17 protein-coding genes are annotated in these 20022 nt (G+C 68.5%); 9 read left to right on the plus strand and 8 right to left on the minus strand.

All coding sequences use genetic code 11. The annotated features are described in order from the left end of the window. The first annotated feature begins 32 nt into the window (after positions 1–32). From H0264_RS09985 to H0264_RS10000, 4 genes are all read left to right on the plus strand, one after another. Positions 33–788, plus strand: coding sequence for a hypothetical protein (locus tag H0264_RS09985; protein ID WP_181583702.1), 756 nt, complete (start codon positions 33–35; stop codon positions 786–788). Continuing rightward, positions 785–3574, plus strand: coding sequence for an Rv1355c family protein (locus tag H0264_RS38510; protein ID WP_244976148.1), 2790 nt, complete (start codon positions 785–787; stop codon positions 3572–3574). Before H0264_RS09985 ends, H0264_RS38510 begins: the two co-directional genes overlap by 4 nt. 67 nt (positions 3575–3641) lie before the next feature. Continuing rightward, a complete protein-coding gene (locus H0264_RS09995) occupies positions 3642–5456 on the plus strand; it encodes a putative bifunctional diguanylate cyclase/phosphodiesterase (RefSeq protein ID WP_231087161.1) in 1815 nt (604 codons plus the stop codon). A 77-nt stretch (positions 5457–5533) separates the two neighbouring features. Beyond that, the gene (locus H0264_RS10000; RefSeq protein WP_181583704.1) at positions 5534–6388 is read left to right on the plus strand and encodes an SDR family oxidoreductase; all 855 of its coding nucleotides are present in this window, start codon (positions 5534–5536) and stop codon (positions 6386–6388) included. Here H0264_RS10000 and soxR read toward each other — a convergent pair. Next, a complete protein-coding gene (soxR, locus tag H0264_RS10005; protein WP_181583705.1) occupies positions 6357–6884 on the minus strand; it encodes a redox-sensitive transcriptional activator SoxR in 528 nt (175 codons plus the stop codon). The genes H0264_RS10000 and soxR overlap by 32 nt on opposite strands. A gap of 75 nt (positions 6885–6959) precedes the next feature. Between soxR and arcA the strand changes: the two genes are divergently transcribed. Together arcA and H0264_RS10015 are read left to right on the plus strand one after the other, a co-directional pair. Then, complete coding sequence (arcA, locus tag H0264_RS10010; protein ID WP_181583706.1) at positions 6960–8186, plus strand: arginine deiminase; 1227 nt, start codon at positions 6960–6962, stop codon at positions 8184–8186. A gap of 6 nt (positions 8187–8192) precedes the next feature. Then, positions 8193–8564: a GntR family transcriptional regulator gene (locus H0264_RS10015; protein WP_181583707.1), complete on the plus strand. Its 372-nt coding sequence runs from the start codon at positions 8193–8195 to the stop codon at positions 8562–8564. On the opposite strand, the gene H0264_RS10020 is transcribed toward H0264_RS10015, so the two are convergent. Then, positions 8565–10169 (minus strand): dolichyl-phosphate-mannose--protein mannosyltransferase, encoded by a 1605-nt coding sequence (locus H0264_RS10020; RefSeq protein ID WP_420832052.1) that lies wholly within the window; start codon positions 10167–10169, stop codon positions 8565–8567. It lies immediately after the preceding gene. A gap of 160 nt (positions 10170–10329) precedes the next feature. Between H0264_RS10020 and rsmI the strand changes: the two genes are divergently transcribed. Both rsmI and H0264_RS10030 read left to right on the plus strand, forming a co-directional pair. Beyond that, positions 10330–11181 (plus strand): 16S rRNA (cytidine(1402)-2'-O)-methyltransferase, encoded by an 852-nt coding sequence (gene rsmI / locus H0264_RS10025; protein WP_181583708.1) that lies wholly within the window; start codon positions 10330–10332, stop codon positions 11179–11181. A 249-nt stretch (positions 11182–11430) separates the two neighbouring features. Further along, positions 11431–12222 (plus strand): CPBP family intramembrane glutamic endopeptidase, encoded by a 792-nt coding sequence (locus tag H0264_RS10030; protein WP_181583709.1) that lies wholly within the window; start codon positions 11431–11433, stop codon positions 12220–12222. A gap of 12 nt (positions 12223–12234) precedes the next feature. On the opposite strand, the gene H0264_RS10035 is transcribed toward H0264_RS10030, so the two are convergent. The 6 genes from H0264_RS10035 to H0264_RS10060 all read right to left on the minus strand — a co-directional run bounded on the left by H0264_RS10035 (position 12235) and on the right by H0264_RS10060 (position 18765). Beyond that, positions 12235–13416, minus strand: coding sequence for a peptide synthetase (locus H0264_RS10035; protein WP_181583710.1), 1182 nt, complete (start codon positions 13414–13416; stop codon positions 12235–12237). A gap of 44 nt (positions 13417–13460) precedes the next feature. After that, on the minus strand, positions 13461–14519 hold the full coding sequence (locus H0264_RS10040) for an NAD-dependent epimerase/dehydratase family protein (protein ID WP_181583711.1): 1059 nt from the start codon (positions 14517–14519) through the stop codon (positions 13461–13463). A 70-nt stretch (positions 14520–14589) separates the two neighbouring features. Beyond that, complete coding sequence (locus H0264_RS10045) at positions 14590–14859, minus strand: hypothetical protein (RefSeq protein WP_181583712.1); 270 nt, start codon at positions 14857–14859, stop codon at positions 14590–14592. After that, on the minus strand, positions 14856–16796 hold the full coding sequence (locus tag H0264_RS10050; RefSeq protein ID WP_181583713.1) for an AMP-binding protein: 1941 nt from the start codon (positions 16794–16796) through the stop codon (positions 14856–14858). Before H0264_RS10050 ends, H0264_RS10045 begins: the two co-directional genes overlap by 4 nt. After that, positions 16793–17704, minus strand: coding sequence for a beta-ketoacyl-[acyl-carrier-protein] synthase family protein (locus H0264_RS10055; RefSeq protein WP_181583714.1), 912 nt, complete (start codon positions 17702–17704; stop codon positions 16793–16795). Before H0264_RS10055 ends, H0264_RS10050 begins: the two co-directional genes overlap by 4 nt. Positions 17705–17712: 8 nt before the next feature. After that, entirely contained in the window at positions 17713–18765 is a 1053-nt protein-coding gene (locus H0264_RS10060) for a 3-oxoacyl-ACP synthase III family protein (RefSeq protein ID WP_181583715.1), read from the minus strand. 362 nt (positions 18766–19127) lie between these two features. On the opposite strand from H0264_RS10060, the gene H0264_RS10065 reads away from it, so the two are divergent. After that, entirely contained in the window at positions 19128–20009 is an 882-nt protein-coding gene (locus H0264_RS10065) for an SMP-30/gluconolactonase/LRE family protein (protein WP_181583716.1), read from the plus strand. Positions 20010–20022: the final 13 nt, after the last annotated feature.

Consider the following 20022-nt stretch of genomic DNA (forward strand, 5'->3'; position numbering starts at 1 on the left):
CGGAGACATTGCAGTAATGGAGTGGGAACCTGATGGCAGTCGAATCGATCGCGCTCGTCCCGGCAGAAGGTGTTGGTGACGGCATGCTCCAATTTCACGACGCACAGTCCGGATGCACATTCCTGGTGGGTACGCCCCAGGCCGATCCGACGCTGTGGGCCGACTTCATGGATGGGGCATTGGCGGTTTATCGGCATTACGGCGCGGAGGACGCGCTCGAATACGACGCCGTGATAGACGGCCGTAGCACAACTCTTTTCTGCGTGGCGGTGGATTCCAGCGGGCGGGCCGTCGCCGGGGTGCGCGCCGAGGGGCCGCACCGGCAGGTCGACGAGGTACACGCGGTGCAGAGCTGGGCCGGGCGGGTCGGGGAGGCGTCGTTCCGGCGGATGGTCGCCGACCAGATCCCCGAGGGCGTCATCGAGTGCAAGGCCGGTTGGGCCGCGCGAGATGCGGAGAACCGTGCCGCACTGGCGGATTGGGTGGCGCGCAGCATCGTGTACTGCATGGCGCTGCTGGGGGCGCGGTATGTGGTCGGGGTGTCGCCGGAGCACGCGCTGCCGTGCTATCGCAGCAGTGGGGCGAAGGTCGCGTGGTGGGTGCCGGCGACCTCGTATCCGGATGCGCGATACAGCACCGTGCCGGTCTGGTGGGATATGCAAACTTACCGGTCTGTCGCAACCGAAGCGCAAGTGCGGCTGATTGATTCCGAATTGTCCGAATTATTGGCGGATGGGGCGGTGGTGCCGACTTCGTGGACGCACGGTGAGGGCCTGGCTCCGGCATGACAGTCGACCATTGCGCCGCATGGGTATACCGGCCGCTGCTGCTCGACGAATTCGATCTTGAAGATAATGCGCGGCTCGCGGAATTGCGGGCCGGCGGGCGTGTCGAATTTTCGGATTTGCGCGGTTTGCTGAGGCATGAATTCGATCTTCTCGTGGCCCCGCCGGAAATTTCGGAAGGCCCCGAGTCGGACCGGTGGGTTTATTACCCGTGGCGTCGCGCGGCGGTAGCTGTACTCGGCCCCCGGCACATGCGCACGCTGCGGCTCGACCGCAACCGCAACAACCTCACCCGCGCCGAACAGGACCTGCTCGGACGGCAGTCGATCGGCGTGGTCGGGCAGAGCGTCGGGCACGCCGTCGCGCACACGCTCGCCCTCGAAGGACTGTGCGGGCGACTACGTCTGGCCGACTTCGACAGCATCGAGCTCACCAACCTCAACCGGGTGCCCGGCACGCTCTTCGACCTCGGCGTGAACAAGGCCGTCGCCACCGCGCGCCGGATTGCCGAACTCGACCCGTACCTTCCGATCGAGATCGTCACCGATCCGCTCGACGAGGCGAATATGGACGCCTTCCTCGACGGCCTCACCCTCGTGGTCGAGGAATGCGACTCCCTCGACGTGAAGCTCGCCGTGCGCGAGGCCGCCCGCCGCCACCGCCTCCCGCTGCTCATGCAATCCAGCGACCGCGGCCTGCTCGACGTCGAACGCTTCGACCTCGAACCCGCCCGCCGTCCCTTCCACGGCCTGCTCGGTGACACCACCACCGCCGACCTGCGCGGCCTGTCCACCCGCGACAAGGCCCCGCACGTCATCCGCATCATCGACGGCCGCACCCTCTCCGACCGCCTCGCCGCCAGCATGGTCGAAATCGGCGAAACCCTGAACAGCTGGCCGCAACTCGGCGGCGAAGTCCAGCTCGGCGGCGCGACGGTGGCCGCCGCCGTCCGCCGCCTCGGCCTCGGCCGCGACCTCCCCTCCGGCCGCATCCGCATCGACCTCGACAACATGCTCGACGACCTCACCGAGCCGATGCCGAGCATCACCCCCGCCTGGGCGGACAGCCTCACCACGGGGACGGACGCAGAACCCGCGCTCACCGCGCGAACGGGGGAATCCGCGCGGGTTCGGGATGGCAAGGCTGCTGACGATGTGGAGGACGCTCAGGTATCCGGCATCACGGCGGTGCTGCACTGTGCGCAGCGTGCGCCGTCGGGCGGCAACGCGCAGCCCTGGACGCTCCGGGCCGATGCGGAGTCGATCACGATTTCCCTTGCCTCCGAACGGTCCTCCGCCATGGATATCGGCTTCCGGGGCAGCGCACTGGCTTTGGGCGCGGCCTGGTACAACGCGCGGGTCGCCGCCGCGGCGCTGGGGCTGCTCGATCCGAGCGAACTGCGGCCCCGCGCGGGGATCGGCTCCGAGGGCATGCCCCGAGCCGGTGGGCTCGGCGCGCTCGGGGGCGGGAGCGCGCAAACGCGGCGCGGCGTGACCGAGCCGCGCATCCGCACGGACGTCTTCCTCGGTGAATCTCCCAAGGGCCGCCCGCAGGACTATTCGGACGCGGCCACGTGGGGCCGGTTCTTCGACAGCCGTGAGCAATCCGTGCGTGATCGCGATCTGTGGGAGGACACGTCGTCCGAGGCCTGGGAGCGGGGGCGGCGTGACCGGATCCCCGGGCCCGAGGTTCCGGGCAGCGGTGCGCTGCGGGGCTTCACGGACCCCGAGTGGCCCGAACCGTTCGGCGGTGACCAGCCGCCCGCCGTGGGCGTCGACCCGCGCAGGGCGTTCTCCAGTGTCGGTCCGCGGATGAGCGGCCCGGTTGCCTGGCCCGGACAGCCCCTCGGTGCGGGTGGCCGCCCGGAGTGGCGTGGCAGCGGCTGGGCTGGATCGATGGGTGGTGAGCTGCGTCCGGGCGGGGTGTCCCTCGGGCTGCGCCCGCCGCACGAGAATGGACTGCGGGCCGGCGGATCGACCCTGCTGAGTGCCGTGGTCCGGCTCGGGGACTGCACGGATTCCGTTCTGGCGCGGGATTATTCGGCGCTGCTGGCGCGGCATACGAATCGCAGGTTCGGCACCGGCGCGCCGATTCCAGGGGAGGTGCTGGAGACCCTCGCGGAGGCCGCACAGGTCGGTGGGGGCGGGCTGCGGTGGGTTACCGGGCGCGCGGAGATCGACACTGCCGCACAGATTCTCGCGGAGGCCGAGCGGATTCGGTGTCTGACGCCGCGCCTGCATCAGGAGATGTTCGCGGAGTTGCGGGGGCCCGGGGACGATCTGCGGACGGGGCTGGACGTGCGGACCCTGGAATTGGCGCCGGGGGAGCTGGCGGTGCTGGAGATCGCGCGACGCGCGGATGTGATGGGGCGGATCCGGGCGTGGTCGGGAGGGACGGCATTGGGGCGACACACCGGAGATCAGGTGCGCTCGAGTTCGGCGGTGGCGGTGGTGACGCTGGCCGCGCCGCCGCCGGCCGATCCGTACGAGTTGGTCGCTTATGCACGTGCCGGGGAGGCGCTGCAACGGGTTTGGGCTCGAGCACAAAGACACGGACTCGCGGTGCAACCGGTTTCCCCGGTGTTCCTGTACGCCCGACGCCCCGAGGAGCTGCATACTGTTTCCCCGGAGTTCGCCGATACACTAACGTCACTTCAGGGCCGCTTCCTGGACTTGTTGGGAGTGCCTGGGCACGAAACGGTGGCATTGGTGCTTCGCCTCGGGTATGCGGCGGAGGTCACGGTTCGCAGCAGGCGACTTCCGGTTCCGGACGCGGAAACCCGCGGTTAGTGCGATCGGAGACAAAGTGCCTCGGCGAACGCTCGACTCACTGGTGACCCAGGTCGCCTCGGAGTTGATGGCGGTCGACGCCACGACCATGGTGGCGGCGAGTGAGCGCGTGCTCTCCTGGCTGGTGGAGCACTTCGACGTCGACTTCAGCTTCCTCCGACATACCGACCACGAGCGCCGGGCCTCGGTGCTCATCGCCGAATGGCCGCATCGCACCGGTGGCAACGACACCGATCCGCTGCGGGTGGCCTACTTCGACGAAACCAATTCGGTCTTCGCACGGATGGAACACTCCACCGAGCCGATGATCATCCGGCCGCGCCCCGAATTCGACGACTACCAGCAGCTCATCCAGCAGTCGACCGGCATCGCGGAGGTTTCGGCCGCCGCCGTGCCGCTGGTCTCGCGGGGTGAGCCGACCGGCATTCTCGGCTTCGTCAAAGAGGGCGACCGTGAGTGGAGTACCCGGGAACTCAACGTGCTCAAAGCGATTGCCGCACTGCTGGCTCAATTGCAGGCGCGTGTGGTGGCGGAGGAGCGGCTGCGCTACATCGCCATGCACGACGATCTCACCGGCCTGGCCAACCGGCGGGCCTTACTCGAACACATGGAGGAGCGGCTGCGGCCCGGAAATCCCGGCCCGGTGGCGGCGTTCTTCCTCGACCTCGATCGGCTCAAGGCGCTCAACGACTTTCTGGGCCACACCGCCGGGGACAATTTCATCCGCACGCTCGCCACGCGGTTGCGGGAGAACCTCGACCGCGGTGACATGATCGCCCGCCTGGGCGGCGACGAGTTCGTCATCGTCCCGGCCAAGCCCATGGACGCCGGGGCCGCCGACCTGGAGGCCACCCGCATTCAGCGGCTCATCGGCCGCCGCGTCACCGTCGGCGGCGAGACCGTCAGTCGTGGCGCGAGTGTCGGTGTGGCCGTGGGTATTCCGGGCGAGACCACGGTCGCCGACGTGCTGCGCCGCGCCGACCACGCGCTGCTGTCGGCCAAGTCGAGCGGTGGCAACGGCGTGGCGGTGTTCACCGACGCCATGCGCGCCCAGTTCGAGCTCCAGGACGATGTGGAGCTGAACCTGCGCGGCGCGGTGTCCGACGGCTCGCTGCTGCTGCACTATCAGCCGGAGGTGGACCTGCGCACCGGGCGGCTGGTCGCCCTGGAGGCCCTGGTGCGCTGGCAGCATCCCACCCGCGGCCTGCTGCCGCCCGGTGCGTTCGTCGGCGTCGCGGAGGCCACCAACCTGGCCGGTGAACTCGGTCGCTGGGTGATCCGCTCGGCGTGTGAGCAGTTCGCCTCCTGGCGGCGGCGCGGGCTGGCCTCGAATGTGGTGATTCGCATCAATGTGTCTCCGGTGCAGCTGGTTTCGCTGGATTTCGTGGAGACCATGGAGGGCATTCTGCGGCGCTTCGGCATCGACGGCTCGTCGGTGTGCCTGGAGATCACCGAGCATGTGGTGGTGCAGGACCTGGCGCGCACCCAGGTGACGCTGCGCGGGCTCAAGCGGATGGGCGTGCAGATCGCCATCGACGACTTCGGCACCGGCTACTCGTCGCTGTCGCATCTCAAGGCGCTACCGGTGGACGCGGTCAAGATCGACCGCGGCTTCGTGCAGCGCCTCGGCGCCAGCGCCGACGACCTCGCGATCGTGAAATCCATTGTGGGACTTGCGGGTTCGTTCGGTCTAGGCGTGGTCGGCGAGGGCGTGGAGACCACCGTCGCGGCCCGCACCCTGGTGGCGCTGGGCTGCTATCGGGCCCAGGGATTCCTCATCGCGCGCCCCATGCCGGCCGACGAGGTGGAAGTGCATCTGACCTCCGGGCGCATCGCCCTGGATCTCGATTTGCCCGGCACCGGCCGCGCCTCCGCCCCCTGAAATGTCGACTCGCGAACAATAGTGTTCGCGTAGTAGCGTGCGCTCTGACACTGCTGTCAATTTGAGGATGGATTCGGGTGGGCGGTCGAAGCCTGACAGGCAAGAAAACACTGATAACCGGCGCGGCCAGCGGCATCGGCCGCGCCACGGCGCTGGCGGCGGCGCGCAAGGGGGCGGCCCTGGTTCTCACCGACGTGAACGCCGACGGACTGACCGAAACCGTGGAACTGATCCGCGCGGGCGGCGGGGTGGTCGAAGCCGCCGAAGCGCTCGACGTCAGCGACTACGAGGCGGTGACCGCCTTCGCCGAGAAGGTGCACGAGCAGCTCGGCTCGCTCGACGTGGTCATGAACATCGCGGGCGTGTCCACCTGGGGAACCGTCGAGAACCTCGAGCACAAGCACTGGAAAAAGATGGTGGACGTGAACCTCATGGGTCCCATCCACGTCATCGAGAACTTCGTCCCGCCCATGGTGCGCGCGAAACGCGGTGGCGCACTGGTGAATGTGTCCTCGGCGGCGGGCCTGCTCGCCTTCCCGTGGCATGCCGCCTACAGCGCCAGCAAGTACGGCCTGCGCGGTGTATCCGATGTGCTGCGCTTCGACCTGGAACGGCACGACATCAAGGTGCACCTGGTGGTGCCCGGCGCGGTGGACACCCCGCTGGTGCACTCGGTCGACATCGTCGGCGCCGACCGCGACGATCCGCGAATCCAGTACTGGATCAAGCGTTTCCGCCGCCACGCCCGCAAACCCGAGCAGGTGGCCGATGCCATCGTGCGCGGCGTGGAGAAGGGCACGTACCTGGTCCACACCCAGTTCGACATCCGCTTCGGCTACTGGTGGGCGCGGAAGTTCGCCTGGCCCTACGAGTTCGTCATGCGCCGCGCCAACGACCTGTTCACGACCTTCCTGCCGAAGGATCAGCAGTAGGAACGCAGCCCGGCTGCTCGGGTTTCGTGCACTTTTCCGCAGCGTGCACGTCCAGCATCCGGGCGCCCGGCCCGGCGTCGCCGAGGTGATCGTGCGCGTTCACGATCTTGCAGCTGCCCAGGGAGAGGCAGCCGCAGCCGATGCATCCGGTCAGGTTGTCGCGCAAGGCGATCAGCTGTTCGATGCGCTCGTCGAGATCCTCCCGCCACATGGTGGACAGGTTCTCCCAGTCGCGGCGGGTGGGGTTGCGGCCGTCGGGCAGATTGTCGAGGGCCTTGCGAATCTCGGCGAGGGGGATGCCGACACGCTGTGAGATCCGGATGAAGGCCACCCGGCGCAGGGTTTCCCGGGGGTAGCGGCGTTGGTTGCCGCTGGTTCGTCTTGCACCGATGAGGCCCTCGCGTTCGTAGAAATGCAAGGCGGACACCGAAACTCCGGCGCGCTGCGCCAGTTGGCCGGGCGTCAGTTCCTTGGCCTGCCAGGACACCGTCTCCATACCTGAACATTACTCGAGGTTTTTCCCGGGCGCGAATTGCATGCCATCTTTGCTCAGGGGAACTACCTTCAGATTATGGGAATCGAGGCCGCATCCGCGGCGCGACCGTTTTCCGTGACCTCGGAGGTCGGCGCACTGCGCACGGTGCTTCTGCACCGGCCCGGCGATGAGCTGCGCCGCCTCACCCCGCGCAACAACGACCAGCTGCTCTTCGACGCCATCCCGTGGGTGGAGCGCGCGCAGCAGGAGCACGACACCTTCGCCGAGGTGTTGCGCGGACGCGGGGTGGAAGTGTTGCTGCTGGCGGATCTGCTCGCCGAGACGCTTCAGGTGAGCGGAGCGGCGCGGATTCAGGGCATCTCCGGGGCGGTCGACGCGCGCAGGCTCGGGCACACGCTCGCCGACGAACTCGCGGCCTATCTGCGCACGGTGCCCGCGCCCGACCTGGCCGACATTCTCATGACGGGGATGACCTTCGACGAACTGCCCTTCGGACCGGACGCCACCTCCCTGGTGCGGCGCATGCACCACGGGCACGACTTCGTCATCGACCCGCTGCCGAATCTGCTGTTCACCCGCGATTCCTCACTGTGGGTGGGCAATCGGTTCGCCATCACCTCACTCGCCATGCCGGCGCGGCAGCGGGAGACCTCGCTCACCGATCTGATCTACGCCTTCCATCCGCGGTTCCTGCGGGTGCGCCGCGCCTACGAATCGCACACCGCGCCCATCGAGGGCGGGGACGTGCTGCTGCTGGCCAAGGGCGTGGTGGCCATCGGGGTGGGGGAGCGAACCACGCCGGCCGGGGCGGAAGCCCTGGCGCGCAGCCTGTTCGAGGACGATCTCGCGCACACCGTGCTGGTGGTGCCGATCGCCCAGATGCGGGCCACCATGCACCTGGACACCGTGTGCACCATGGTGGACGTGGACGCGGTGGTCATGTATCCGGCGGTGCAGGATTCACTGTGCGCGTTCACCATTCGCAATGAGGGCGGCGCGGTGCACATTGCCGGGCCGGACCCCTTCCTGAAGGCGGCGGCCGAGGCCATGGGCATCGGGAAACTCCGCGTCGTCGACACGGGACTGGACGGTGTGACCGCCGAACGGGAACAGTGGGATGACGGCAACAACACGCTCGCGGTCGCACCGGGCGTCGTCGTCGCCTACGAACGCAATGAAATGACCAATGCGCGGCTCGCCGATGCCGGAATCGAGGTGCTGCCCATCCCCGGTTCCGAATTGGGTTCCGGTCGAGGCGGTCCGCGCTGCATGTCCTGCCCGCTGTCGCGTGACGAGGTGTGAAAAGCCATGCTGGACATCCCGGTTGACCACCACTCTGCGGTCCCCCCGTACGAGCAGCTGCGCCAGGGCGTCGTCGCCCGCGTGAGGTCGGGTGAACTGGCCGCCGGGACGAAGATCCCCACCGTGCGCGCCCTCGCGGCGCAACTCAAACTCGCCCCCAACACGGTCGCGCGCGCCTACCGCGAACTCGAACAGGACGGCGTCCTCGAAACCCGCGGCCGACTAGGCTCTTTCATCGCCTCCTCCGGCGACCCCACCCGCGACGTGGCCGGCCGCGCCGCCACCGAATACGTCGCGGTTATCCGCCGCCTGGGCCTCGACGACGAAGCGGCGCTGCGCTATCTGCGTGCGGCACTCGGGGAAACAGCGCGGGACTGATCACCTCCAGCTGGGCAACCAGAGGTGGTCGTGCCAGTCCGAGGGGGTGATCGACATGCCCGTCAGGATCGGCCAGAGCCAGATGAAGTTCGCGATCACCAGGGCGAGGTAGAGACAGACGAGCAAGAGCCCCAAGCCTTGTCGCTCACTCGGTGGGGTGAAGTTCTGGAGGTTCGGGATGCCCGATAGTCGCCGCCCACTCGGCGGGGCGTGGCCGAGAAGGTCGCCGAGCGCCAAGGCCACACCCATCACCAGGAACGGCGCGAGCGGCACCGCGTAGAAGAAATACATCTGCCGATCCAGTGACAGGAACCACGGCAGCAGTCCCGCGCCGTACGCGACGAGCACTGCGGCGTACCGCCAGTCCCGCCGCACGAACGACCGCCACATCGCCCACGCCAGCATGGGGAACGCCACCCACCAGATGGCGGGCGTGCCGATCAGCATGACCGCGCGCACGCACATGCTCTGCCCGCAGCCGGTCACGCCATTGTCGGCGTAGTAGTAGAGCATCGGCCGCAAGCCCATCGGCCACGTCCACGGTTTCGATTCCCACGGATGGTGATTGCCCGCCGAATTGGTGAGCCCCTCGTGGAAGGTCAGCACCTCCCCGCCGTAGAACCACAGCGACCGCAGCGCCGACGGCACCCACGCGAACATGCCGCCCTCGCCGACCCGCACCCCCACCGCGTACCGGTCGTAACTGGTCTCCCCGGCGAACCAGGCCCAGAAACTGCCCATGTACACCAGGAACGGAACCGCCACGAGCGCATACACACTGGGCCCGAGATCGCGGATCGCGGTGCCCGCCCACGGCCGCCGCACCCGATAGCCGCGCCGCGCCGCCAGGTCGAAGCCGAGGCTCAGCGCGGTGAAGGCCACCACGAAATACAGTCCGGACCATTTGGTTCCGCACGCCAGCCCGAGCATGATGCCCGCCCCGAACCGCCACCAGCGCACCCCGAAGCGCGGCCCGAACTCACTGTCGTCCAGCCGCCCCTCGGCATCGACTCTCGCCATGCGCATACGTATGTCGTCGCGATCGACGATGAGACAGCCGAAAGCCGCTGTGACGAACAAGGCTTGGAAGATGTCCAGCATTCCGAGCCGCGAGGACACGAAGGTGAGCCCGTCCGCGATCAGCAGAATGCCCGCGAACGCGCCGATCAGCGTCGAACGCGACATGCGCCGCACAATGCGAATCACCAAGAGCACCAGGATGGTTCCCGACACCGCCGCCGTGAACCGCCAACCCCAGGCGTTGTACCCGAAGATCCACTCCCCGATGGCGATCATGTGCTTGCCGACCGGCGGATGCACCACCAGCCCGTAGCCGGGATTGTCCTCGGCCCCGCCATTGGTGAGCGCCTGCCACCCCTGTGGGGCGTAATGCTTCTCGTCGAACACCGGCGTGCGCGCATCGGTGGGCCGATTCAGGTTGATGAACCGAGTCAATGCCGCGATCGCCGTCAAGAACAGCGTGACCGCCCACCCCCGCGCCCAGTCCGTGGGTCCGTAGTCGGGCGAGGGCCGCAGCGGCGCCGGACTGGACATCGCCACCCCTGCTCCGGCTTCCGGAGGTCGCACGTCGGTCACCTGGGTCACGCTCCGATCGTAGGCGGTCCGCCTCGCGCGTCGCGCCCCGGTGAGTCGGGGCACCCGGCGACCGACCCGGGATTCGGCGGCGTGTCCTGTCCGCGCGCCGGGGCTCGGCGGGGCGGTCGTATGGTTTTCGCTGGGGTCGGACGGCGAGGAATGGAGTGAGATGAGCGCGGAACCGGGTGCGGGCCGGCTGGTGCTGGCCGCGACGCCGATGGGCGATATCGGGGACGCGTCGCAGCGGCTGCGGGACGGGCTGGCCACGGCGGAAGTGGTCGCCGCGGAGGACACGCGGCGGACGCGGTCGCTGGCCAAGGCCATGGGGGTGGAGATCGGCGGTCGAGTCGTCAGCTTCTACGACCATGTCGAGACCGCGCGGATTCCGATGCTGCTCGAGGAGATCGAGAACGGGCACACCGTGCTGCTGGTCACCGATGCCGGAATGCCGTCGGTGAGCGATCCCGGATATCGGATGGTCGCCGCGTGTGTCGAGAAAGACCTGCCCGTCACCTGTCTGCCCGGCCCGTCGGCCGTCACCACCGCGCTCGCGCTGTCCGGGCTGCCGGTCGAGCGGTTCTGCTTCGACGGCTTCCCGCCCCGCAAGTCCGGCCAGCGCAAGGAATGGCTGAAAACCCTCGCCGCCGAACCCCGCGCCTGCGTCTTCTTCGAAGCCCCGCACCGCCTGGCCGCCTGCCTCGCCGACGCCGTCGAGGTGCTCGGAGCCGACCGCCGCGCCGCGGTCTGCCGCGAACTCACCAAGACCTACGAGGAGGTCGTGCGCGGCACCCTCGCCGAACTGGCCGCCTGGGCGGTCGAGGGCGCGCGCGGTGAGATCACCGTGGTTCTCGAAGGCGCGCAACCGGTTTCCGCCGACCCGGAGGATCTGGTCGACCGCGTCGAAGGCTTGGTCGACAAGGGCATGCGCCTCAAGGACGCCTGCGCCGAAGTGGCCGCCGCCACCGGGGCTTCCCGCAAGGAGCTCTACGACGCGGTATTGAGCGCGCGCGCCGAGCACTGAGGTCGGCACCCCGGAACCGCCGCGTGCTTTCCCGTCATCCCGGCATGCTTTTGGCCGGGATCCACCGCAATCGGCTGTGCCGCCGACTGTGTGGATCCCCGCCAAAAGCACGCGGGGATGACGAGAAAAGTACGCGGGATGACGGGGGTGGACCGTGCGGTGTTGACGGAGCGGGACGTCCCGTGCGGACACGCCGGGGCGTGTGGCGACTGACGTCCGGGGCCGCCGCCGCGATGCGAAGATCGAAGGGTGGCTGTGAATCAGGTGCGCGGTACGGGGTGGGGTGTTGTCGCCGCGTATGTGGCGCTCGCCGTGGTGGTGTCCGGTGTGCTGCTGGGAGTGCAGGCGCGATCGGGGATCGACGCGGCGGCGTTGTCGCTGGCGCAGTTCGGGCCGGCGGTGGCGGTGGGGGTGGTTGTGCTGCTGTGGGGGAAGCGGATTCGGGGCGTGGTCACCGCGGCGGTGGACTGGGAGGATGTGGGCGGGGATATCGCGGCGGTGGTTGGTGCGGTCGCGCTGCTCGGGGTGCTGGTGGCGGGCGCCGCGCTGGTGGGCGGTATGGAACTGGTTGGGCCACAATCGGTCGGCGCTGTTCCGTTCGCGGTGTTCGTAGGGTTTCAGTTGGTGGGCGCGCTGGGGGAGGAGATCGGTTGGCGGGGGTTCCTGCAGCCCGCCTTGGAGTTTCGCTACGGTCGCCTGATCGCGGTGGGCATCACGGGGTTGATCTGGGCGCTGTGGCATGTCAAGGCGTTCACGCTCGGGGTGGTGCCCGCGGTGTCGTTTCTGGTGGCGGCCATGGGGTTTGCCGTGGTGCTGGGGTATCTCGCGAACGGCAGCTTCGTGCAGCGGGTGCTGACGGCGACCGTCGGGCACTGGCTGATCAATGTGACGCTGTACCTGGTGATGGGGGACGACACGCTCGGGGTGCCGCAGGTCTGCTACTACGCGGGGGCGAGTTTCCTTGTGGCGGTGCTGGTTCTGGCCTGGAGCGTGGCGCGGGACAATGCGCGCCGACGAGATCTCGTCGGCGCGGCGGACTAGGGGGTCGGCCCGTCAGCGGTTGGCCGGTTCCTCCAGCTCCGCTTCCAGCGTGAGGGCGATGCGGTCCAGCAGGGCTTCGAGCCGATCCGGGATGCCGCGGCCGCTGCGGGCGGACACCGTGAGCTCGGTGCGGCCGCCGCATTCGGTCATGGCGAACAGCAGCGGCATGGCGACACTGTGCTGGGGCAGGACGCGCACCGAGGTGGGCTGCCAGCCGGGGATGGCGAGCTCGTCCAGGTCGTAGCGGCCCATGTGGGAGACGGTGGCGGAAGCCAGGTTTCGGCCCGCGCGGGAGCCGAGCACGTTCAGCGTCCGCGCGAGGCCGCGGCCGACGGCCGGTGGCAGGGCGGTGAGGCCGCTGTTGTCCATCTGGTTGAGTTCGCGGCCCTCGTCCAGCCCGGCGCGCTTGATATCGCGGATCTGCTTCCAGTCCATGCCGGGTGTCGCGTCGATGAACAGCGGCAGCGCCAGATTGGCGGTGGAGCGCAGGCCGGGGAGGTGACGGCGCAGGTCGACCGGGATCATGATGCGCGAAACGGGGCCGCCCTCGGAGGCCAGAATGGCGGCGACGCGTTCCATGGCGCCGCGGCCGGTGGCGTGAATGGTGCGGTGACGCAACAGATGCCGGTGCTCGCCCGGATCCTGGCGGCCCCGGCCGACAGCCGAGCGGAAGCGCGGCTGCATGAGCGTCGGACGGCCGGGCGCACCGACCTGGGCGACGAGTTCGGCGTCCGCGACGGGCTCGTCCGCGCCGATCGGGTCCAGGCCGCGCAGCGCCCGGAACACATCGGTGACGAACATGGCCATGCCCATGCCGTCCATGACGCCGTGGAACACCCGGAACACGATGGTGACCGGGTCGGCGGTGAGCAGCAGCACCTCCACCGTGGACTCCGGGGTGGGGCCGATCGGGCTGGTGAGCACCGGATCCGTTTCCAGCGCAGGATATTGCAGGGCGTGGTGCACGACGCGGACGGCGGGCGCGATACCGCTGTCCACCCAGTACTTGCCGTCGCGGATCAGCCGCGCGCCCGGATTGGCTTCCGCCGCAACGGTTACCGCGCGGCGCAGCTGGTCGGCGTCGAGGGCGCCGTCACCCTCGAACGCCATCTGCATGAGGAACGGCGGCGCCAGATCCCGCATGGGGAAATAGATGAGTTCGGTCGGCGAGATGGGTCGGCGAAAGGTGCTCATTACATCCTCTGCGGGTGGGATGGCGCTACGGTGGGCATGGGCTGCTACTTGATGCCCCTGGTCAATTCGACGACCCCGCCCTGGGTTTCGAGCCAGGCCAGGAACTCGGTGAGGCCGGTCGCGCGGTCCACGATCGGCCGGTAGCCGAAGTCGCGGGTGGCCGCGCCGGTGTCGTAGGTCGCGGTGCGGGTCATGAGCGCCACCACGTACCGCGACAGCGGCGGTGACCAGCGGGTCGCGACATACGGTATGCGCCAGATGGTTTCGATGAGCGCGACGGCCGCGTGCACGACCTTCGGATTCGGCTGCCGGGTGGGCGGCGCGTAACCGAGCCCGCTCGCCACCTCGCCGAGGAAACCCCACACCTCGGTCTGCTCGGCATCGGCGATGAAATACGCCTTACCGCCCACATTTTCGGAGGCGGCGGCTTTCACGGCCGCGTCGACGATGTTCTCGACATGGCACAGTGAGGCGTACACCTGCTTGCCGAACGACAGATCCGGCAGCGAACCCGCCGCCGCCCGGCTGAGCAGCCGCACGATCGGCCCGGACCGGTCGCCCGCACCCCAGATCGCCCGTGGCCGCAGCGCGCAGGTGGTGAATTCCGGTGCGTCGGCGGCCAATACGGCGCGCTCGGCGGCGGCCTTGGTCTCCGAGTAGAGGTTCAGATAGCGCGCCGGGTACGGCAGCGACTCGTCCACATTCACCTGATCGCCGCCGTCGCGATCCATGAGCGCGCTCGGGCTGGACACGAAGACGAACCGCCGCGCTCCGTTGCCGCGCGCCGCGCGCAGCAAATGCTCTGTGGCCGTGACATTCTCGGCCACGAACTGGGCGCGGGTGCCGCGCTCGTCGACGCGCGCGGCACTGTGGAACACCACATCGACGCCTTTGGTGGCGCGCTGCAGGGATACGGTGTCGGTCAGATCGCCGTGCACGATCTCGATGCGGTCCAGCACATCGGCGAGGTCGCGCAGATTGCTGGTGGGCCGCGCCAGAATCGCGACCTGGTAGTCGCCGTCGCGGACCAGGCGGCGCACCAGCGCGCCGCCCAGGAACCCCGACGCGCCCGTGACGAGGGCCTTCCTGCTGTCTACGCTCATGCTGTATCCATTCCGGCATGGGCGGAGCGCTGCGTGGTTACGCTCCGCTGCCGCCTCCGCGCTTGACCGCTCATGCCGCCTCTTGTGTCTTCCACCAGGTCAATCCGAAGATCTGGGTGAGTACGGCCGTTTCGAGGGCCGACCGTTCGCTGTCCTTCGCGGCGCGCAGCGCGGCCGGAATCTGGGCCGCGTGCACGACCACGCTCAGGAACACGTCGATCCACCAGGCCGCGCGCAGCAGCCGGTTGGCGGGTGCGCGGTCGGTCAGCAGGGCGATGAGCCCGGCCGCCACGTACAGCCAGCCGAGCACCGGAACCGCCCGCAGTGCGAGGACCTTCATTTTTCCGCTCCGATCTGCTCTGCCGCCCAGACCGCGAGTTGTTCGCGGCCGATCTTGGCATTGTGTCGGATGTCCACCGGGAACTTCGGGTGGAACAGGAATCTGGAAACCTTTGCGGCGACAGCGAATTCGCCTGCTCGGTGACGCAGGGCGGCCATCAGCGCGGCGGTGTCCGCGCCCGCTTCGGCCTCCACGCACAGCACGGGCTCCTGTGCGCCCTTCGGCCCGACGCCCACCAGCGCGGTGCGCGCCACGCCGTCCAGCACATTGAACACCTGCTCGACCTGCACCGAGAACATCGGCCCGTCGATGGTGTGCAGGCGTTGACTCTTGCGCCCGCAGAACCAGATTCGGCCCTCGTCGTCGATCCACGCCAGATCGCCGGTGCGATGCCACACGGTGTCGCCGTCGACGATCTTGCCCGCGCGATTGGCCTCGTGCGGCCAGTAGTACCGGGTGCTCACATTCGGCCCGGCCACCACCAGCTCGCCGATGCCGCGAGTGGCGGCCAGCTCCCCCGCGAGCGCCTCGGCGTCGGCCCAATTCGGCAGGGCCGCATCGGTAATGGCCACCAGCCGCGCCCGCACCCCCTCCGCCGGCCGCCCGATGCAGGTGCCTTCCCCGCTGTGTGCGCGCTCGACCAGCCCGCCCAGCAGCTCCCGCGATTCGATGGTCGACATGGGCAGCGCCTCGGTGGACCCGTACCCCGCGTGCACCTCCGCGTCCGCGGCCAGCACCGTGCGCAGTCCGGCGATGCACCAGTCCGGCACCGGCGCACCACCGGAGTAAATGCTGTGCAGCGTAGGAACTTCCGTCCGATGCAATTCCAGATGCCGCAGCAGCGGAATCAGCACGGCCGGGCTGGCGAATATGGTCCGCACCCCGAACCGGTTCACCGCGTCCACCACGTGCAGCGGATCGGTGGACCCCACCTGGCTCGGAATCAACGGCGGCAGCACACATCTCGACCCGAGCAGCATGTCGAGAATTCCCACCAGCGGCAGCGTGATCAGCGACGTCCCCGGCGCGACCCGATTCCGCGCCGCATCCACCTGATCCACCATGGCGGTCAGATTCCCGTGGGTCAGCTCCACCGCCTTCGCCGGTCCGGTGCTCCCGGTCGTATAGGCGATCAGCAGCACCTCATCGGCGGGCGCGGGCACGCGGCCGCGGAGCACACCGGAATGGTGGGGAGAGATCGCGGGGGAGGCGGCGGCACCGGCGGTGACGTCCGTGCGACCGCCGGTCAGGAAATCAACCAGCGCCGCATCGGGATTCGTGGCGGTCGCCTGCCGTGTGCCGCTCGCGGTGGTGCCACCGGTGCGGCTACTGCCGAAGCCCGCCGGGCTGTCCTGTGCGCCGATGCGGTGCGCGGCACGCGTAACCGCCGCGCCGATGCGTTGTGCGGCCGAATCGGCGGCAGCCGGACCCAAAGCCACCGTGCCCCAGCTGTCACTGGTCAGACCCCACTCGCGCAGCGTCGGGCCGCGCCAGAACCAGCGGCGGCCGACGGTGACGGGGATGCGGACCTCGCGGAAGTACTTGCGGAACAGGACGCGGGCGGCATGGGCCTGCGGGATGCCGATGAAGGCTTCGGCATTGGCGGCGCGCAGGCAGTTGAGCATTTTGCGCAGGCCCATGCCGGGGTCGATGACGACCGGGACCGCGCCGATCTTCAACAGGCCCAGCATGATCGCGTAGAGCTCGGGGCTGGGCAGGACCAGCACGATGGTGCGGGTGCCTCGGCCCACGCCTTCGGACTGGAGCCGGACAGCGAGCGCGTCGGACCAGGCGTCGAGTTCGCGGTAGGTGACGTGCCGGTAGTCCGGGAGGCCGGAGGCGGTCTTCCCGTCGGGGAAGATGACCGCCTCACGGTCCGGGTGGGCGGCCACGACCGCGGTGAAGCGGTCGAGGGCGCCCCAGTAGGTTGCGGTCACGCCGAAGCTCCGACGAGCGCCGGGAGGCGGTAGACCACCGCGGCGGCCGACGGGCCCGCGCCGGCGGCGACGAACAGCACGTGGGTGAATCCGCGCAGCGACTCGTCCTGCACCGCGAGGTCGTATGCGAGGGGCAGGGCCGCGGTGTGCGGGTCGCCCTGGGACAGGTCCGGGGTGCGGACCGCGTCATTGGAGATGCCGAGCTCGCCGGCCAGCCGCTGCGGGAATCCGGCGGCGGGTGTGGAGGCGATCAGAGCCGTTGTGGCCAGCGGGATTTCGGCTTCTTCCAGCGCGGCCAGCCCCGCCTGCACCGCCACCGCGATCAGCCGGTCCTCGAAGTCGGGGTCGCGCACGACGGTCATGAGTTCACGACCCCGCGTGCCCATGGTCGCCACGTCCACGTAGGACTCGACGGCGGGGGAGCCCGCGCCCGAGACGGTGTGCACCCGGCCGAAGCCCTCCGGCGCGTCGGTGTATTCCAGCAGCAGCGCGGCACCGGCACTGGCGTAAGGGAATTCGTCGTCGGCGGCCGACCGCTTCAGCGACGGATGCGTGTCGCCGGACACGATGAGCACGTGCTCGACCCCGCCCGCGGCGAGCACGGACTGCCCCACCTGCACGGCATTGAGCACGCCCACGCCGGCGTTCATGAGGTCGAAGGAGAACGAGCGCGGATCGTTCTTCTGGTAGTCGAGCCCGATGCCGGCGGCCTTCTGGATCAGCGCCGACACGGCCGGTTCGACGGTATTGGAGTCGCGGAAGATGCCCGCGTTGATCAGCACCCCGATCTGGTCGGGCCGCACGCCGGCCCGCTCCATGCTCTGCCGCGCCGCTCGCGCGCTGAGCTCGATAATGCTGGAGGTGTCCGAGACCCGGCTGGCTCCGGTGGATTTGATGCGCACGCCCATGGCAGACCTCAGACCTTCAGCGACGAAATCGTGGTGGACAGGAATCCCGCGACGACGCCGGAGGCGGCGGGAACCATCAGGATCTTGGATCCGGACGGGATGCTCTGCTGCGTCAGATGATCGTGCAGAACAATGAAATGCGAAGTGGTGGAGGTGTTTCCGTACTTCTCGATGACGTTCAGGTCGGGCGGCATGGGCACCGCGAACTCACGCGCGGCAATGGCGTTGATGAACGGCACCGCGCCCGCGCCGAACTGGTGGTGGATGAGGTAGTCGAAACCCTCGTCGGCGAAGGTGGTGCCCTGCTTCTCCAGGTAGCCGCCCTGGGTGTCGGTCCACAGCAGGAAGCGGGATTCGTTGTGCATCTTGCGGTTGTCGGTGTACAGCGCGACGCCCTGCGTCTTCTCGCTGGGCATGCCGAGGCACAGATGCGAATATTCCGACGCGGTGGTCAGATCGACGTAGTGAATGCGATCGGACTCGTCGAGGGATTCATCCAATACGACTGCCGCGCCGGAATCGCCGACGGTGAGCGACGCGAATTGCAGATCGTATTTCTCGGTGATTTCCGCGACCGCGGTCTCGGCAATGGGAGTAATGGCCTCGCCGCTCACCACGAGTCCGCGCCGCACCGCACCCGACCGGATCATCCGGTCGAGAATGTAGGTGCCGGTGAGCATTCCCGCGCACGCATTCGACAGATCGAAATGAATGACATCCGCGCGCGCTCCGATGGCGCGTGCGATGGAACCCGCGAACGAGGGTTCCATATACATCCTGGTGCCGTCCTTGCTGCGCGTGATCGAGGTGGAGATGATCACGTCCAGATCGGCTGCCGCATACTGTGATCTGGAAAGACAGTCCTCGACGGCCTTGAGCGCCAGCACGAACGAGTCCTCGTGACTCGCCGGCGTGGTGTCGCGGAACCGGCGTTCTTTCACGCCCGTGATCTTCTCGAGATCGAAGCCGGGCACGGCCTGCAATTGCGCGATGAGTTCTTCGGTGGTGACACGTTTCGCGGGGAGATAAGCCCCGATCGACTCGAAACGAGAAAATGACACGGGAACTCCTGATAAGTAGGAAGAATTCGGCTCGTCATCGAGATGCCGATGAGGCTACCCGACGGTAACTGGACGAGCGAACGGCTCGAAGCGCGATAATTGTCTGAGACGCGATGGATCGCAGTCTGAAATGGCTATCTCTCCGGGTCGGCGATCGTACTGTGAGGTTCGCTGTGAGAGACTTCACCACTCCCGCGCCCGGGAAGCGTGACGCGGCCCACGGCGTCTGGGCCGATCGGCAAACTGTCTCAGCGACAGGGCAATTCGCAGGTGGAATGCCTATGGATTTCACGCGCCGCCGCGATTAGCTTGTGGGGGTGCGACTTCGGGCTGTAGTGACCGGCGGGATGGCCGCTGTCCAGATGACTGTGCTGACGGTAATGGGAGCGGCCGGCATCGCGACGGCCGACACCGCGCCCATCGGCTGCGGGCAGTGGACCGCCTCGACGGTCGCCTCCGGCTACGGCACCCTGGAGAATCTGGCCTTCGACGGCCGCGGCGGGCTGCTGCTGTCCGAGGTGAGCCTCGGTGGTTCCGGGGGCGGGTTGCAGCGCCTCACCGCCGACGGCGTCCGCGCCACCGTCGCGGAAATCGAATCGCCCGGCGGCATCGTGGTCACCGGCACAACGGCTTTCGTGAACTCCGGCAATACCGCCCGCAGCGGGCTGTCCGACGCCGCCGACGGATCCATCCGGGCCGTCGATCTCACCACCGGCGCGATCACCACGGCCGCAACGGGTCTGACCATGCCCAACGGCCTGGCCCAGCTGCCCGACGGCGGGTTCGTGGTCAGCCGCGATCTGGGTGCGGACACCACGCTCACCCGGGTCGCCCCCGACGGTTCGACCCACCCCCTGGCTCCGGGGCTGACCTCCACCAACGGTCTGGCCTACGACCCGGCGCGGCGAAAACTGTTCGTGTCGACCACTTTCGACGCGGTCTCCACCCTCGCCGCCTTCGACGCCGACAATCTGACGGCCGAACCGGCGCGCATCACCATCCCCGGCCCCGGACCGCTCAATGCCGCCGACGATCTGACCGTCGGCCCGGACGGCGCGGTATATGTAGCTCTGAATGTGCTCGGTCAGGTGGTCCGCGTCGATCCGGAGACCCAGCGCACCTGCGTCGTGGCCAGTGGCCTGCCGTTCACCACGTCGGTGCGGTTCGGTTCCGGACCCGGCTGGGATGCGCATTCCCTGTATGCCACAAGTTTTCTGGGCACGGTCACCCGGCTCACGCCCTGACGCGTGCCCGGAT

Origin of the sequence: Nocardia huaxiensis, from assembly GCF_013744875.1 — a bacterium.
Taxonomy (GTDB): domain Bacteria; phylum Actinomycetota; class Actinomycetes; order Mycobacteriales; family Mycobacteriaceae; genus Nocardia; species Nocardia huaxiensis.

What these genes read in the sequence shown, in the direction of transcription:
- H0264_RS09985 (WP_181583702.1), top strand. Translation starts at nt 33, where the DNA reads ATGGCAGTCGAATCGATCGCGCTCGTCCCGGCAGAAGGTGTTGGTGAC.
- H0264_RS38510 (WP_244976148.1), top strand. Translation starts at nt 785, where the DNA reads ATGACAGTCGACCATTGCGCCGCATGGGTATACCGGCCGCTGCTGCTC.
- H0264_RS09995 (WP_231087161.1), top strand. Translation starts at nt 3,642, where the DNA reads ATGGCGGTCGACGCCACGACCATGGTGGCGGCGAGTGAGCGCGTGCTC.
- soxR (WP_181583705.1), bottom strand. Translation starts at nt 6,884, where the DNA reads ATGGAGACGGTGTCCTGGCAGGCCAAGGAACTGACGCCCGGCCAACTG.
- arcA (WP_181583706.1), top strand. Translation starts at nt 6,960, where the DNA reads ATGGGAATCGAGGCCGCATCCGCGGCGCGACCGTTTTCCGTGACCTCG.
- H0264_RS10015 (WP_181583707.1), top strand. Translation starts at nt 8,193, where the DNA reads ATGCTGGACATCCCGGTTGACCACCACTCTGCGGTCCCCCCGTACGAG.
- rsmI (WP_181583708.1), top strand. Translation starts at nt 10,330, where the DNA reads ATGAGCGCGGAACCGGGTGCGGGCCGGCTGGTGCTGGCCGCGACGCCG.
- H0264_RS10035 (WP_181583710.1), bottom strand. Translation starts at nt 13,416, where the DNA reads ATGAGCACCTTTCGCCGACCCATCTCGCCGACCGAACTCATCTATTTC.
- H0264_RS10040 (WP_181583711.1), bottom strand. Translation starts at nt 14,519, where the DNA reads ATGAGCGTAGACAGCAGGAAGGCCCTCGTCACGGGCGCGTCGGGGTTC.
- H0264_RS10045 (WP_181583712.1), bottom strand. Translation starts at nt 14,859, where the DNA reads ATGAAGGTCCTCGCACTGCGGGCGGTTCCGGTGCTCGGCTGGCTGTAC.
- H0264_RS10055 (WP_181583714.1), bottom strand. Translation starts at nt 17,704, where the DNA reads ATGGGCGTGCGCATCAAATCCACCGGAGCCAGCCGGGTCTCGGACACC.
- H0264_RS10065 (WP_181583716.1), top strand. Translation starts at nt 19,128, where the DNA reads ATGACTGTGCTGACGGTAATGGGAGCGGCCGGCATCGCGACGGCCGAC.